Below are 16,532 nucleotides of genomic sequence, written 5' to 3'. Positions count from 1 at the left end.
TGCCCTTTGGGGGCGGAAAATACAGGACATTGCTCCTGAAGGGACTAAAAAGAAAGGAAAACGATCATGAAAAAAATGAAAAAGTTTCTTGCCCTGCTGATCGCCTTGGCCATGGTGCTGAGTATGGGAATGACGGTGTTTGCTAATGGAGAAACGGGTGGCGAATCTGACAGTTTCAAAATCACTATGAATGGTGCGATTAAAGATGCGAAGTATGAGGCATATAAAGTATTTAATGTGACATACGATGCTGCTGATCCCAGTAAGGTAAACTATTCTCTTATTCCCGACCATGAAGTTACAATAATTGGAGACTTCAACACTGTTTTTAAGATAGTTGAAGCGGGAACGCTGTCAGGAGGAACATGGTCAGGATCAAATACCGTATATGTTGAGAGAGCCAGCGCGTCTGTGACAGATGCAGCTATTATTAAATGGCTTAAAGATCATGAAGAAGACATAAAACTCGTCTGTGAAAAAGTTGATGAGAAAACCGGTGATGGCTCAGATTCTATTACGTTAAATGTACGTTCTGCAGGTTACTATTTCATTTCTTCATCACTTGGTGAAAAAACAGGTGTCACTGTGGACACTGCTCATCCGAATGCAACTGTAAACAGTAAAATTGAAGATGGACCTTCTACAGATGACGATGCAAAGAAAATTGTAATCGATGGAAAAAAAGTTGATGTCGCAGACCTTGAGCCTGGTACGGATGTACCCTTCCAAGTTGAGTTTTATGCTACTAATTATGCGGTCGATGACGAAGGGGAGCAGACTATCATATATAACTACGTTGTAGAAGACGCCCCGAGTGGATTTGATATTGATGTTAGTACTGTAGCAGTTGCACTCGATCAGGATCAGACACTTTCCGCCACTATAACAAAGAATGTTACCAACGGTAAATTGACCGTTACAATTCCATGGGGAAGTAAAACAACCACTGGTGAAGGAAATGATGCAGTAACGACCGTTACTCCTGCAACCTATAAGAATCCAACAAAAGTCACGGTTACCTATACAGCAAAACTGACAGCAGTTACCAAGGCAACTAACAAAGCTACGATCAAGTATAACGACGATACCAATGTTGACGACGATGAAACTGAAGTTTATAACCACATTGTTGAGGTTGAAAAGGTAGATGCCGATAGCACGACGAAAAAACTTCCTGGCGCACAGTTTGCAGTAAAGAATGAAGATGGTAAGTATTATAAGCTCACTGAGACTACGAGTGGCAGCGGAGCTCAGACCGGAGAAGGAACTGAACCCGGAGAAGGAACCGAACCCGGAGAAGGAACCGAACCCGGAGAAGGAACTGAGGCCGGCGAAGGCGGAAGTGCAGAGACTAAATATGCTGTAACATGGGTTGATTCTCTTGATGACGCAACAACCTATTGGACCAGCACGGATGGAACTAATGAGGGCACAGAGTATCAGCAGATCCAGTTCAAGGGCCTTGAACCTGGAACATATACACTGGTTGAGGTTACAGCTCCTAAGGGATATAATCTTGCTGATAATGAAGATTTTACTATCAAAGCTCAGACCGAGAAAGTTACAGACACAAGTAAGCTGACAATTTCAGTGACAGCTAAGGACAGAGTTGGTTCTGTCCTTCCTTCCACCGGCGGTATAGGCACAACAATCTTCTACATTATTGGTGGAATCCTTGTAGTCGGTGCAGGCGTTGTCCTCATTACCCGCCGCCGTATGGATGTACAGTAATCAGAAGCTCAGCAATTATTATTCTCATCTATAATGGCTTTTTTGTAGCTTTTATATCTGACATACAGAGTCAATATATCTGACTATGAGCAGCAAAGCTATCCATGCAAAAGGGAGCCTTGGCCAGAGGCCGGGGCTCCCGTGTGGATAAACAGAAAATACCCTCTAGTGATAAGTGTCTACATTGTGGTGGCTGTAGTTGTCATATGGAATGCCTCCTTTCGATACGTACATTATGGTGTATATATAAAACCAATACACCCTGAATATCAATTGTGATAATAGTACATTTTTACTTTTAATGAATTTGGAAAATATTCCGTCAGACGGACAAATATATAAATGCATTCAATTTTTAGCTGGTTAAAAAGAAATATCGTCAATGTGATCCTGACCATGATCCTCCTGACAGGTGTGGGGCTGATTGCGTACCCTACTGTCAGCGACTGGTACAATTCCTATAACCAGTCTGTTATCATGATAGAGTACGCAGAGGCGATTGCTTCTATGGATCCGGAAGTGGTACGACAGGAATGGGAGAGAGCAGAGAGATACAATAAGGAAATCGTACAGCGATATGGAAATAACTGGGCTCCTGATGAGAAATGGATCGCAGCCTACATGCAGGAGTTGAGTCTGGATGAAAAAGGCGTCATGGGCTATATCCAGATTCCCAAGTTTGACCTCAAGATCCCCGTTTACCACACGACCAATGAAAAAGTCCTCCAGAAGGGCATCGGCCATATGTCTGGGACGAGCCTGCCGATCGGGGGTGAGGGGACACATGCTGTTCTTTCCGGTCACCGCGGACTGCCTACAGCCAGGCTGTTTACAGACCTTGATCAGCTGGTCGTAGGGGACAAGTTCCAGCTCAATATTCTGGACAAAACGCTGGCGTATGAAGTGGATCAGATCCGCATCGTTGAACCGGACGACTTTTCCGATCTGATTATTCAGGAAGATAAGGATCTGTGCACTCTTTTTACCTGCACGCCCTACGGCATCAACACCCATCGCCTGCTGGTGCGCGGCCACAGGATTAAAACAGCCAATGGAAGCGTCAATGTCCCCTCTGATGCCATGCAGTATGAACCAGTGCTGATCGCCCCCTTCTTTGCCTCCCCTGTCCTGCTCCTGGGCCTGATCTGGCTGATGGTCACGACCTCCAACAGGAGGAGATTGCGCCGCAGCAGGGAGAAAGCTCTCAGTGAGGTGATGAAAGGAACCGGAACAGTAGTGTCCGGACCAAAGGGCAAAGGGAAAAACAAGAAGAAGTGAAGCCGGCTTTACTGATGATCGTTAGATCCAGCTGAGTGGGTGTTGGATTCAAGCATAGTGTCAAAAGGGCTCTCTGCTTTATTAGACGGGCATTATTTATGGGAACTACTTGAAATCATACCTCAAAAGACTTAGGATTTGAGGTATGTGATTGCCTGGTAAGCAGCCCCAGGCAGGTAACGATCCGGCTTGGATGAGAAATGAATGGTTTATAAAGCAAGCCTGTAACCCCTATATTATTAATAAAGAAGATACTTTTCCCGGTCGGACATCGGCTATAGTCTGTCGCTTAAGAGTCACTTAAGAATAGAAACAGGCCGGGTTCAAAATAGAATCTGTAAGCTGGTTAAATGTTGTTAACAAACTCCGGCTTTCCGGAAGCAAATCCTCAGGAGGGCCGCAATGGCTTATTTCATCGTGAAAAAAATAGAGCCGACAATTTACATAAAATCATTGACGGAATTAATGACGCTGGATATGCTTTAATTATGTTGATATAATAACATAACAAGGCTGTCTGAACTGTTTGTACATCCTGGGGCATTTGTTGGATTTTAAAGGAGCCGGATGATACAGACGGGAGAATGTGTACTGGGTTCCTGAACGGGGTTCTCCATAGGAACAGACGAGCACAGGCGGCCTGTTCGATATATCTATCATATTTTTGGCAATATCACAGGAAAAGAATGAGAAAAAAATTTGGCAATTTAATCCTGGTCCTGATAATGCTGATCGGTGTCGGCCTGCTGGTCTATCCCACCTTCAGTGACTGGTGGAACTCTTTTCACCAGACACGCGCCATCGCCGGATATACGGCTGCGGTCGCGAACATGGACAGAGAGGAATTTGACCGCATGTGGGCGGAAGCAGAGGCGTTCAACACGTATCTCAGCCAGAAGTCCGGACGGTTTAATCTTTCGGAGCAGGAATTAGAGACATATAATAGTATACTGGATGTCACGGGAACGGGGATCATGGGATATATCGATATTCCGAGCATTAAAATCTCACTTCCTGTGTATCACGGAACAGATGAAGCGATCCTGCAGATCGCGATCGGGCACATCATAGGTACTTCCTTCCCAATAGGCGGCGAGGGAAGCCACTGTGCGGTATCCGGTCACCGCGGGCTTCCGTCCGCCAAGCTTTTCACGGATATTGACAAGCTCCAGGCGGGTGACAAATTTCTGCTGCAGGTCCTTGACCGTACGCTTACTTATGAGGTAGACCAGATCAGAATCGTCCTGCCGCAGGAACTGCAGGATCTGGAAATCGATCCTTATTCGGATTATTGCACGCTGATCACCTGCACGCCCTACGGTGTCAACACCCACCGGCTGCTCGTCCGCGGGCACCGTGTTGACAATGACAACACGGATGCGACACGTGTCACTGCTGACGCCATGCGGTTTGAGCCGGTCATCGTAGCACCCCTGGTCGCGGCTCCGATCCTCTTTATCCTGTTGATCTATGTTCTGATCTCCACCAGCAGATGGAACAAACGCCGCACGGCAAAGAGATCAAAAGCGGATATCCGCAGGTCGATAGGAAAGATCGCATCAAAGGACAGTCGTAAGAACGATAGTAAGAACGATAGTAAGAACGATACAGAAGATACAGAGTGAGATCCTGGCGGCGGTTTTTATACCGGTACAGGGTGTGGACATTAAAATGGATCCGGCTGGATTAGGCACAGGATCGATGAAAAATACAGACAGAAACTTTAAACCCGGTTATAATTACTATATTTAATGTTATTTCTCTAATAAAATTACTATAATAATTATACGGAAAACAAAAACGCAGTCGACAGAGGAGGGATTATATCCATGAAGGAAAGAAACAGCGTCCGGCGGGGCCGGACTGCAGGCGGCAGATGGCGGCCTGCAGCATTCATACTGGCGGCAGTGTTCATGGTCTTCTCCCTGTCGTTGTTCGGGGAAAAGGTCTTCGCGTCATCGATTGACCTGGACCGTGACTGCAGCCTCACCATCAGCGCGGGCAGCATGATGCTCGAGGAACTTCCGGATGCAAATGTGGAGATTGACCTGTACCGCGTCGCGGATGCAATTCCAGTCCAGGGATTTGATACCTATGACTGGCAGGTGAATGAGCCTTTTGCTTACCGGGGCATCACGATCGACAAGAATATTGATAATGCCGGCTGGAGAGAACTGGCCAATAAGGCAGCAAATATCGTGCTCGGAGAAGCTCCCGAGGGCAAGACAGAGTGGGATCCTTCGGACAGTATAAATGCTATTCCGGATGAGATTAAGAAGATGGGACAGCTCCCGGACACAAAGATCGAACCTCTTGAGCCCGGTCTCTACCTGATCCTTGCCCACGGATCGGACATCGCAGAATACGCTACGACAGATACCAGCGCGGCTCCCGCTGCAGGTTCGACCGGCAGCACTGCGGAGACTGCGGCGGCTGTCGGGGGCACGGCTACGATCGCCCACTCCAGACATTATCTCTTCAAGTTTTCTCCGGAGCTGATTTCCATTCCCGCCAGGACAATGGACAGTACACAGCCGTCCAATACGGCGGACAGAGAAGGCTGGTATTATGACGCAGCTGCCATGCTGAAGCCTTCACAGTCCCCCAGACTGGGAAATCTCAAGATTGAGAAAGACCTTCTGGATTACGCGCAGCGTGAGAAGACCACGGATGGAAAGACCAGGCTGATCAAGGATCCGGCAACAGTCGTCTTCGATGTTTCGGTCTATTCCAGTGAAGAGGAATATGATCCCGCAAAGCCGGGAGAAAACCGGATCTATCACAATAATGTTTCAGTCGTCTTTGACGCTTATGGCAAAAAGTCAGTCCTGATCGAGAACCTTCCCGCCTACAGCTATGCGGTAGTCAAAGAGGTCTATGCGGGACAGGCCTATACAATAGATGATACGGTCAGGACAGAGACGATCCTGGCCAATGAGACCGTAACCATACCGTTCGAAGATGAATATGATGATACCCATGGCGGCGGCGGCAGCGTCACCAACAAGTTTACTTACAAAGCCGGACAGTCGAAATGGGGCTGGGAGCAGATGACCGACAGCAGTCAGAACGGCACTGTGATCCAGTCGGACGCCACAACTAATAAGGAAGATTAACCGGGAGGGCAGTGACATATGGATAAACATATGGAAAAAAAGAGAAAATGGGAAGCCCTCCGCACAGGCCTTCTGACGGCAGCTGCCGTTATGCTGGTCATGAGTGCCCTGATGGGAACCGCGTGGGCTTATTTCAGTACTTATGCATCCGCCAAAGGCGGTTATACATTACATATGGGACATGAAGAAAAGGTCGAAGAGGATTTCAACAGCTGGCAGAAAGTAATCAATATCAAGAGTACTGCGAACCCTAAGGATTCAAGGCCGGTATATATCCGGGCCAGAGGCTTCTGCCCTGATTATGAGATTACCTATGAATGCGAAAAGTGGGCGCAGCCCGAGGGCGACGACTGGGTCTATTATCAGGATGTCCTTCCGCCCGGAGAGACAGCGGATCCCCTGAAGGTCCAGATCAAGGATGTCCCCAGCGGAGAAAACTCCGGCATACAGGATGCGGATTCCTTTAACGTGATCATTGTTTATGAAACCGTAGAAATCCAGTACGATGAGAGCGGCAACTTGATTCCTCCTGAAAAAGCAGACTGGAACCGCAAGCTTCAGACCTATAGGACCGGGAGCGGCACAACAGCTACTGAGACATCGGGCTCCGATGAGGATGCCGCTGAAAATACAGAAGGCGCAGGAGGTGAGAACTGATGAAGAACCTTAAGAAGCTGATTACCTCCCCTGCAGTGACCATAGCCTTGTTTATTTTGGCTTCTGTGCTTCTGCTGGTTTCAACCATCGGCGGCATTCGGGCAGCCTTCCAGGCAATTTCCGAGATTTATTCCGGGCAGATGCAGATGCACTGTATCGGAGTGACACTTCAGGAGAAGTGCGCCGGCGATGAGAAACCAAGAGCTGTCGCACATCGAGACCATTTAGAAAACACTGCTGATAAATGGGATGAAGAATCTCTACAGCTATTAGCAGGTGCAGATCTAGAAACTAAAAAAACAGACAACTCGTTATTTCTTGGCAGTGATACCGAATTCAAACCCGGCAAGGCTTATACAGAGGAACTGAGCGTTGCGAATACCGGCAATATCGAAGAATATGTCCGCGTGACGATCTACAAATACTGGGTGGATCCCGATGGAAACAAGGTTTTCCTGAATGAGACGGATGATGAAGGCAATGAGATCGTCAAAGAGAAGGATAAGAAGGGCATTTCCACTCAGGGTCTTTCCCCGGCGCTGATCAAGCTTAATCTGACCAACAGCAATGTATGGCTGCTGGATGAAAAAGCATCTACAGAAGAACGAATCGTTGTCTATTACAACAGTGTTCTGGCTCCCGGCGAGGACACATCCAAGACACCGCTCAGTGACAAGCTGACGATCGACAGGATGGTCGGGGACAAGGTCACGAAGACAGTGTCCGATGATGGAAAGACCATCACGACAAAATATGACTATGACGGATGGCAGTTCTGCCTCGAAGCGGTTGTGGACGCGGTCCAGAACCACAATGCCAAAGACGCGATCAAGAGCGTCTGGGGGCGTGATGTGAATGTCGATAACAAAGGCATGATCACGCTGGCTGACTGAGAAAGGAGGGGGAAGAAATGATGAAAAAGATCATGAAAAAACTTGTTTCTCCGGCTCTCCTTGCAGCGGTTCTGATTTGTGCCTTATCCGTGACAGCCTTTGCAGAGCTGATCCCCACAGAAAAAAGCTGGAGTGTTTCTTTTACAGAAAAGAAAGTAATGGTCAGTGATTTCAAGACAAAGGAAATGGACGACCAGGTCTACGGTCTGCAGCCGGGCGATTATACTGACATCGTGCTCAATCTGAAAAATGATTATGACGAGACCGTTGACTGGTACATGACCAACAAGGTACTGAAATCTCTTGAGGATACCAGGGCTGAAGACACCGGTCTGCAGGGAGGCGCCTATTCCTACATCCTGACCTTCAAAAACACATCGACAGGGAAGGAAACGGTCCTGTTTTCCAGTGACAGAGTCGGCGGCGAGGGTGAGAGCAAATCCGGTGTAGGCCTTCATCAGGCGACCGGAGCCCTTCAGGACTGGTTCTATCTTGACACCTTCAAAAAAGGTGAGGGCGGTACCCTGACCCTCAGGGTCGCGCTCGAAGGCGAGACACAGGGCAATGATTATCAGGATACCCTGGCACAGCTTCAGATGCAGTTCGCGGTTGAACTCAGACCTGCTTACGATGAGCCTGACACAACTACGACGACGACAACGACAACGAGAACGACAACAGCGACGTCGACGACAACGACAAGAACAACGACCAAGGACTCATCCTCTTCTTCGTCCAAACATACTACGCACACCTCTACTACACATCGTGAGATCGTTAAAACCGGTGATTACACGGATACTATCCCGTATATCATCGCCGCAGGTGTCAGCGGACTGGTCTTCCTGCTTCTGGCATTTTACAGCCTGAAGGAGAGACGTAAACAGAAAGGAGGCCAGGCATGAAGAGAAATATTGCCTCGATAACCTCCGGAAAAGGGCGCAGGTCATTATTTGTCAAAGCGGCAGCCATATTCATAGCTCTGTGCATGATCGCTGCGCTTGCGCTGCCTGCTTTTGCCAGTGATACCTATACCTATACGGTAAGGATCTTTACCGGAAATATAGGGGAATTTACAGACGGCAGCAGTGTATATGTAGAGACAGGGATCAAGCCCGGGACCCGCTGGTCCTATGACTGGCAGAAGAATATTAAGGTTAAGGACGGCGATCAGTATAAAAAGTATTATATTAAAGGCCTGAGAGAGAGCGGCAGAGACAATAATACGGTCAGTGGAAGTAAGGAAATCAAACCGTATTATGGCAGCTTTATCGTCGACCGGGATACTGATCTTGTCGTAGCTTACGGCATTAAAAATAATCAGGTCGCTTACAAAGTGCAGTATGTGGATGCTGCCAGCGGAAAGACTCTTCATAAAGAAGAGACTTACTACGGCAACGTCGGAGACAAGCCGGTCACAGCTTTCCTGTACGTAGAAGGTTACACACCGCAGTACTACAATATAACAGCAACACTGGGATCAAAGGAATCGGACAATTCCTGGACCTTTAAGTACAACAAGCTTGAGCCTGTCAAATCTACAAAGACCACAACGAAAGCTGGAACTACGTCCAAAACCTCTACGAAAAGCAGTACGACGACTACCCGTACTACTGTCAGGGCGATGAGCCGTAGTACAACGACGACCACCACCAGAAGAACTACAACTACAACAAGGCGTACGACCACTACCACCAGAAGAACAACTACCCGTACAACAACGCGTACGACGACCACGACAAGGGCTGCGGTGGCGGCGAACCGTACAACAAGTACGTCCTCCAATAATACGACCAGCAGCACGACGAACAACACAACCAATAACACGACTACGACTACGTCCGGCGGGACTCAGGGATCGACCGGGACTGCAGGTACCACAGGTAACCAGTCCGGAACCACCGGAACGACCGGTACAACTCCCGGGACAAACGGAACTACCACCGGAACGACCGGGACAACTCCCGGGGCAAACGGAACTACCACCGGAACGACCGGTACAACTCCCGGAACCACAGGATCTACTTCCGGAACGACCGGAACTACCCCTGGAACCACAGGGACAACAGCAGCAAATGGAACAGCAGGTACCGGGTCCGGCAGCAATACAGCCAACGGCACAGGAACTTCCAATCTGAATGGAAGTGTGCAGCCGCAGACGCAGAACTCCCAGCCTCAGGAGACGCTGGATCTCGATACCAACCCGCAGACATCTCTGGCACAGGCAAATACAGCTCCGACAGCCAATACAGAGACAACGACTACAACAACTGTCGTGAATACTGAGACAGAAGGAGTTGTACGTGCCCACGGCATGTCTACACCTATGAAGGTAGCGGCTGGCATTATTGTCGTCCTCCTGCTGGCAGGCGGCGGATGGTTCTTCTTTAGACGTTTCGCCGATGATGACGATGACGACGATGATGATGACGATGACGATGACGACGATGATGATTATTGAGGCGGAGCAGGAGGGAGATCCTGACCTGCAGATATGAATCGAGACCCCCGCAGCCACGCGGTCTGCGGGGGTTTTTATCGAAGCTGCTGCCTTTTATCTGACAGCATGGGGAAGCTGGCATGGCAAAAAAGAAAGCAAAAAACAATAAAAAAAGGGCAGCGGGCAGTAACGAATATTCCGCGCCAAAAAGACGGCGCGGTTTGTTGGTTTATATGCCTGCTTTTTGCAGTCTGGTCGGAACGCTCATGCTCCTGACCGTCATCGCGGCGGCTCTGCCGCTGACGGTACCGCAGTATATGGGCTATCAGATCTATGATGTTGTCAGTGGATCCATGGAACCAACGGTTCCGGTCGGCAGTATCATCTATGTTAAAGAAGCAGAACCTTCAAGTATCAAAAAGGGAGATATCATAGCCTTCCAGAGCGGCGAGAGTATTGTTATGCACCGCGTTGTCGACAATAAGATCGTTGAAGGTACTTTTACGACCAAGGGAGACGCGAACCCGTCAGAAGACATGAATGAAGTGCCTTACGCTAATCTGATTGGTATCGTGGTCCGCCATATCCCGATCCTGGGACAGCTTATGATCCTGTTTGGAAGTACTTTGGGCCGTCTCTGCATGATCTGCTTTGCCGCCTGCGGAGCTATCCTCAATATTCTTTCCTCTAGGTTCAGCGACGCGATCGAGGATGAAGCCATTGAAGAAAGCATCCGTGAAAAGGAGCTCGCCGAGATCCAGAACCGGATCGCACAGTCCGGAAAACAGCCGGATCCAGAACCTGTAAACAAGAAGGATAAAGAACCGGAACAACACCCGGATAAAAAGTCTGGAGACCAGCCGGAAGAACAGTCCGGAGACCAGCCGGCCAAAGAGCCTGGCCCGCAGTCGGAAGAACAGTCCGGAGACCAGACGGCCAAAGAGCCTGGCCCGCAGTCGGAAGAACAGTCCGGAGACCAGACGGCCAAAGAGCCTGGCCAGCAGCTGGAAGAAGATTCCGTAAAGAAAGAGACTGAATAGGAGCGAGACAAAGAAAAACGACGGCAGGGAGATTGTACCCGTGATGAAGTATGTTTCCCTTTTTTGCGCGCGTACCCCATGACTGGAGTCACGGGTATAGCGCGATGAAGAATAAAAAGACCGTCAGATTTCTGCTATGCCGGTCTACGTTCACATTTTGCCCGGAAAAGCCAGGACAGAGGCGTTTCCGGGCTGTTGCTTTGCAGACCAGCCGCATATATTTTTATACTGTTTTCAGATTGTACTCAGGCCGTGGTCTCAGAGCCTTTTGATAACACGTTTTGTGAAGTTTGTGAAAACGTTTATGAAACCGTTTGTGAAACCGTTTTGTGAACTTACGCTTCATAAGGTAGACGGTTTGGCAGGAAAATGGTATTCTATAACTTACTGTAAAGTTCAACCGGAGATTATACGGGTATTTACATAGAGAGGACTGTAGGCACATGTTACATTTAGGAAAGCACAAAATAGAGCGAAATGATCCCTGCTGGTGCGGGAGCGGCCGTAAGTACAAGACTTGTCATATGCGATTCGATGAAAGACTGCGGAAAATGCAGATAGCGGGCGCAATCGTACCGGACAGGAGTCTGATCAAAAACAGAGAGATGATCGATGGGATCAAGAGGAGCGCGGAGATCAATATGGCCTGCCTGGACGCCGTCGCCAAAGAGATTGGCGCGGATATGCCGACAGAAGACATTGACCGAATTGTGTACGATACGACCGTACGAATGGGAGGCATTCCTGCTCCGCTTCACTACGAGGGCTTTCCCAAAAGTGTCTGCACTTCAATTAATGAGGAAGTCTGCCACGGGATTCCGGACAATAAGCATATCCTCAAAAACGGCGATATCATCAATGTAGACTGTTCGACTATCCTGGACGGGTATTTTTCAGACTCTTCCCGAATGTACTGTATTGGCGATGTCTCCGATGAGAAGCGCCGGCTGGTAGAGGTCACTAAGGAATGCGTTCAGATCGGCCTGGATGCTGTCATTCCCTGGACTTTTCTCGGAGACATGGGCAGCAAGGTCCATGAGCACGCAGTCAAAAACGGCTACTCCGTTGTCCGCGAGATCGGAGGGCACGGCATCGGTCTGGAGTTCCACGAGGATCCTTTTGTGAGCTACGTCTCCGAACCCGGCACCGAGATGCTGATGGTACCCGGAATGGTGTTTACCATAGAGCCCATGGTAAATATGGGGACAGACAGGATCTATCAGGATGAGAAAAACGGATGGACCATCTATACGCAGGACCACAAACCCTCCGCACAGTGGGAGATCCAGGTCTTGGTAACAGATTCCGGGCACGAGGTATTGTGCTGGTAGACACAGCCTTCGCCAGTGCGGAGTGTTCACCCTCCGCACAGTGGGAGATCCAGTTGCTTGTTACTGAGACAGGCCATGAGGTGCTGTGCTGGTAAAACAGTATATTTAATTGTATATATAAGTTATATATAAGTATAGAAGTACCGTGTCTTGTGACACTTCAGATAAAACAGGATAATTGCTGGCTGTCCGGAGGATGAGAGGATCTGTCCGGCGGCTGGAAAGGGAGGAAACAGGTTATGCAAAATAAAGGAAAGTATTACATTACTACAGCGATCGCCTACACATCCGGCAAGCCCCATATCGGGAACAGCTATGAGATCGTCCTCGCGGACTGCATCGCGCGATACAAAAGGGCGGATGGCTTCGATGTGCGTTTTATGACAGGTTCGGATGAACACGGGCAGAAGATCGAGTCCAGGGCTGCCCGCGCGGGTAAGAGTCCCAAGGAGTTTGTAGATGAGGTCGCGGCTGAGATAAAGAGGCTCTGGGATCTCATGGATACGTCTTATGACCGTTTTATCCGCACGACGGATCCCGACCACGAGCGTCAGATCCAGAAGATCTTTAAAAAGCTCTATGATCAGGGTGACATTTATCTCGGCCACTACAGCGGTATGTACTGCCAGGAGTGTGAGGCTTTTTATACTCCTTCTCAGATCGAGGAAGAGGGTAAGTGTCCCGTCTGCGGCAATCCTGTCCACCAGGCTCAGGAGGACGCCTATTTCTTCCGTATGAAAAAATATGCGGACCGCCTGATCGAGCATATCAATACGCATCCCGAGTTCATTCAGCCCGTTTCCCGCAAGAATGAGATGATGAACAACTTCCTGTTGCCCGGTCTGCAGGACCTGTGCGTCTCCCGCTCCTCCTTCTCCTGGGGCATCCCGGTCGATTTTGCGCCCGGGCACGTCGTCTATGTGTGGCTCGATGCGCTGAGCAACTATATCACCGGCCTGGGCTACGATGCCGACGGCAACAGTGATCCGCTCTTTGATAAGTACTGGCCCGCCGACCTTCATCTGATCGGCAAGGACATCGTCCGTTTCCACACCATCTACTGGCCTATCTTCCTGATGGCTCTGGGCGTGCCGCTTCCCAAACAGGTCTTCGGCCACCCCTGGCTGCTGCAGGGCGGTGAAAAGATGTCCAAGACCAAGGGCAATGTCATCTACGCGGACGATCTCGTGGACATCTTCGGCGTTGACGCTGTCCGCTATTTCGTCGTGCACGAGATGCCTTATGAGAATGACGGCGTGATCACCTGGGAGCTTGTTGCGGAGAGGATCAACTCCGATCTGGCCAACACCCTCGGCAACCTTGTCAACCGCACGATCGCCATGTCCAACAAGTACCTGGGCGGCACTGTGAAGGATTGCGGGACAGTTCCGGCATCAGTCGCGGGGCTTCTTACTCCCGAAGAGATCGAAAAGGCGCAGACTGTCGATGCCGACCTCAAGGCTGTTGTCACCTCCGCCTATGAAAAAGTCGAAAAGAAGATGGATGAGCTGCGCGCGGCGGATGCCCTGACAGAGATCTTCTCCATCTTTAAGCGTCTCAACAAATATATCGATGAGACAGAGCCGTGGATCCTGGGCCGCGATGAGGCCAAAAAGGACCGTCTGTCCACAGTCCTCTACAACCTGGTGGAAGGAATCACCATGGGAGTCTCCCTGCTGGCGCCCTTCATGCCCACGACTGCGGAAAAGACTGTAAAGATGCTGGGCACTCATATCCGCGATTTCGAGACTCTCGGCTCCTTTGGCACTGCTGAAGGTGACACTTTCACCGTCACGGATAAGCCGGAGATCCTCTTTGCCCGCCTTGACCAGAAAGAGGTCATGAAGAAGGTTGAAGTCATCATGGAAAAACAGCGCGCCGCAGCCCTTGCTGAAGCCGCTGCTGATGCCGCCGAAAACGGGACTGCCGCAAAAGACGCCCAGGCTTCCTCTGAAGCTGAGAAAGAAGCAGAGGCAGTGCCTGAGATCGAGAAAAAGCCCGAGATTACGATCGATGACTTTGCCAAATGCCAGTTCCAGGTCGGAGAGGTCATTGCCTGCGAAGCAGTCAAAAAGTCCAAAAAACTCCTCTGCTCTCAGGTGAAGATCGGCGCGGAGGTCCGCCAGATCGTCTCCGGCATCCGTAAATACTACACTCCTGAAGAAATGGTAGGCAAAAAGGTCATGGTCATCACCAACCTCAAGCCCGCCAAGCTCGCAGGCCTCATGTCTGAAGGCATGCTCCTCTGTGCCGAAGCACCCGACGGAAGCCTTGCCCTCATGACTCCCGAAGCGGGAAAAGATATTCCCGCCGGCGCCGAGATCGGCTGATGGGAAAAGATATTCCTGCCGGGGCAGAGATTGGCTGGCGGGAAAAGATATTCCCGCCGGCGCCGAGATCGGCTGAGAGAGAAGATTTTCTGTCAATGCTGAAATCAACACCCGGATTAGAACAGAAATCAGGTGTCAGGACAAGTCGGACAGACACGGAAACAAAAAAGAAAGAATATTTCATAATATCTTTTCATAAAAAATCAGAGAGAATAAGCGCATGAAAAAAAGCTATCGGCTGAAAGGCCGTCTGTCATTAACAGTGCTCTGCTTGTTTGTCATGATGATTCCCGCAAGGATTTATGCAGCACCTTCCGCCTCTGCGGCGGAGGGTGTTGTTTCCCATACCCGGTTTATGAAACCGGAATCCAATGCGCCTCAACGTTCGATTGAAAAGCCAGTTAATGACATCCCCGATGCTCCGTCTGTACATCCGGAATATGCCGCCCCCCGTCTTCCCGATATTCGTTTGCCGAAGATTCCGGAAAACATAAAAATTCCGGATATCCATATCGAGCCGGAGGCGGAGAAGGAAAAGCTTCGGGAGGCTTTAAAGACTATGGATGAGCTGGGAATCTCACCGGAAAAGCTCTTGCAGCGTTTCCGGGATTTTGTCGGCAGAAACAGGAAACGGGGCGAAACGAAGGACACAGCAGAGAACAGCGCCCGAGGCGGCACCGGGGAAATCGACAGGATCAGGAATAAGCTCGAGGAGGAGGCTGAGAAGCAGATTGATAAAGCCGCTGACCAGGCAAAGAAAAAACTCGGGGAAGCAGCCCAGGAACAGATCGACCGGGCTGTGGATGATGCCAGGGAAAATATCACACAGGAGATTGATCAAAAATAATGAAACTATTTAATCCTGAAAGCCGTTTTATGGAAGCTCTTTCCACGATTTCGGATCTGATGATTCTGAATCTGGTGACCCTGGTCTGCTGTCTGCCGGTGATCACGATCGGAGCTGCCTTGACAGGTATGCACTATGTCCTTCTCAAGATGGTAAGACGCGAAGAAGGCTACATAGTGAAAAGCTATTTCAAATCCTTTAAAGAAAATTTCCTGCAGGCAACAATAATCTGGATCCTGTTTCTTTTGTTTCTGGGAATCTTCTTTTTGGATATTTATCTGACAGGGGGCGGCGGGAGCTCCACCCTGCAGCTTCCCTTTGTTGTCCGGGCTCTGCTGATCGCCGGAGGCGGATATGCTTTTTTGATGTATCTGCATGTCTTTCCGCTGCTGTCGAGATTCCATAATACGGTGGCCGGTACGATAGCCAACAGCGCTAAGATCGCAGCTGCCTATTTTCCGCGGACGCTGGCCATGGCAGTGGTGACAGTTTTGTTTCCGTTTATGGTATATCTCTTCACACCTCTGCTGCCGCTGCTCATATTGTTTGGACTGACCGGCCCTGGGTGGCTGTGCGCCATGGTTTATAATGGCATTTTTAAAAGACTTGAGTGTGACGTGGCAGGGGAAGCCCCGGATTTCCCGGATTCTGCGCCAGATTTCTCTGAGACCTCTCCGGGACATAAGCATTGGAATCAGAATTAAATCCGCAGACAGGGGAATGTTTTCAACGGGGCATCAGGATATCTTTTTAACATATTTTTTAACATTTTTTGTTAACGGATTATTTTAATCGATGACCGGTGACGGCTGATTTGCTTAATGCAGTAACTTGAACAATGGAATGATATAGTGTTACAATATATGCAA

The 16,532-nt window shown here is 49.5% G+C and carries 14 protein-coding genes; all 14 read left to right on the top strand.

All coding sequences use genetic code 11. The features are described from left to right. Nucleotides 1–66 precede the first annotated feature (66 nt). Nucleotides 67–1,731, top strand: a complete 1,665-nt coding sequence (locus BLT02_RS14390) for a SpaA isopeptide-forming pilin-related protein (protein WP_092997034.1) — start codon at nt 67–69, stop codon at nt 1,729–1,731. A 342-nt stretch (nt 1,732–2,073) separates the two neighbouring features. Further along, the gene (locus BLT02_RS14385) at nt 2,074–3,009 is read left to right on the top strand and encodes a class C sortase (protein ID WP_092997030.1); all 936 of its coding nucleotides are present in this window, start codon (nt 2,074–2,076) and stop codon (nt 3,007–3,009) included. A gap of 686 nt (nt 3,010–3,695) precedes the next feature. After that, nucleotides 3,696–4,634, top strand: a complete 939-nt coding sequence (locus BLT02_RS14380; RefSeq protein ID WP_092997027.1) for a class C sortase — start codon at nt 3,696–3,698, stop codon at nt 4,632–4,634. Between the two features lie 204 nt (nt 4,635–4,838). Then, complete coding sequence (locus BLT02_RS14375; protein WP_092997024.1) at nt 4,839–6,125, top strand: hypothetical protein; 1,287 nt, start codon at nt 4,839–4,841, stop codon at nt 6,123–6,125. A gap of 18 nt (nt 6,126–6,143) precedes the next feature. Further along, nucleotides 6,144–6,782 carry a hypothetical protein gene (locus BLT02_RS14370; protein ID WP_092997021.1) on the top strand — a complete coding sequence of 213 codons (639 nt, stop codon included), beginning with the start codon at nt 6,144–6,146 and terminating at the stop codon, nt 6,780–6,782. Further along, entirely contained in the window at nt 6,782–7,675 is an 894-nt protein-coding gene (locus BLT02_RS14365; RefSeq protein WP_092997018.1) for a hypothetical protein, read from the top strand. Before BLT02_RS14370 ends, BLT02_RS14365 begins: the two co-directional genes overlap by 1 nt. A 17-nt stretch (nt 7,676–7,692) precedes the next feature. Beyond that, entirely contained in the window at nt 7,693–8,580 is an 888-nt protein-coding gene (locus BLT02_RS14360; RefSeq protein ID WP_092997015.1) for a hypothetical protein, read from the top strand. After that, entirely contained in the window at nt 8,577–10,136 is a 1,560-nt protein-coding gene (locus BLT02_RS17320; protein WP_175453862.1) for a hypothetical protein, read from the top strand. Before BLT02_RS14360 ends, BLT02_RS17320 begins: the two co-directional genes overlap by 4 nt. A gap of 119 nt (nt 10,137–10,255) precedes the next feature. Further along, nucleotides 10,256–11,155 carry a signal peptidase I gene (locus BLT02_RS14350; RefSeq protein ID WP_092997012.1) on the top strand — a complete coding sequence of 300 codons (900 nt, stop codon included), beginning with the start codon at nt 10,256–10,258 and terminating at the stop codon, nt 11,153–11,155. A 443-nt stretch (nt 11,156–11,598) separates the two neighbouring features. After that, a complete protein-coding gene (locus BLT02_RS14345; protein ID WP_092997009.1) occupies nt 11,599–12,486 on the top strand; it encodes a methionyl aminopeptidase in 888 nt (295 codons plus the stop codon). 239 nt (nt 12,487–12,725) lie between these two features. Continuing rightward, nucleotides 12,726–14,816 (top strand): methionine--tRNA ligase, encoded by a 2,091-nt coding sequence (gene metG / locus BLT02_RS14340; RefSeq protein WP_092997006.1) that lies wholly within the window; start codon nt 12,726–12,728, stop codon nt 14,814–14,816. Then, complete coding sequence (locus tag BLT02_RS14335; protein ID WP_092997003.1) at nt 14,816–15,040, top strand: hypothetical protein; 225 nt, start codon at nt 14,816–14,818, stop codon at nt 15,038–15,040. The genes metG and BLT02_RS14335 overlap by 1 nt, the downstream gene beginning before the upstream one ends. Then, nucleotides 15,037–15,663, top strand: coding sequence for an antitoxin (locus BLT02_RS17585; RefSeq protein ID WP_092997000.1), 627 nt, complete (start codon nt 15,037–15,039; stop codon nt 15,661–15,663). The genes BLT02_RS14335 and BLT02_RS17585 overlap by 4 nt, the downstream gene beginning before the upstream one ends. Continuing rightward, nucleotides 15,663–16,367, top strand: coding sequence for a YesL family protein (locus BLT02_RS14325; RefSeq protein WP_092996997.1), 705 nt, complete (start codon nt 15,663–15,665; stop codon nt 16,365–16,367). The genes BLT02_RS17585 and BLT02_RS14325 overlap by 1 nt, the downstream gene beginning before the upstream one ends. The last annotated feature ends 165 nt before the right edge of the window (nt 16,368–16,532 follow it).

It is taken from the genome of Sarcina sp. DSM 11001, assembly GCF_900101015.1.
In the GTDB taxonomy this organism is placed as follows: domain Bacteria; phylum Bacillota; class Clostridia; order Lachnospirales; family Lachnospiraceae; genus CAG-791.
Note: the sequence above shows the minus strand (reverse complement) of the source record. Positions and strands in the feature narration are given on the sequence as shown.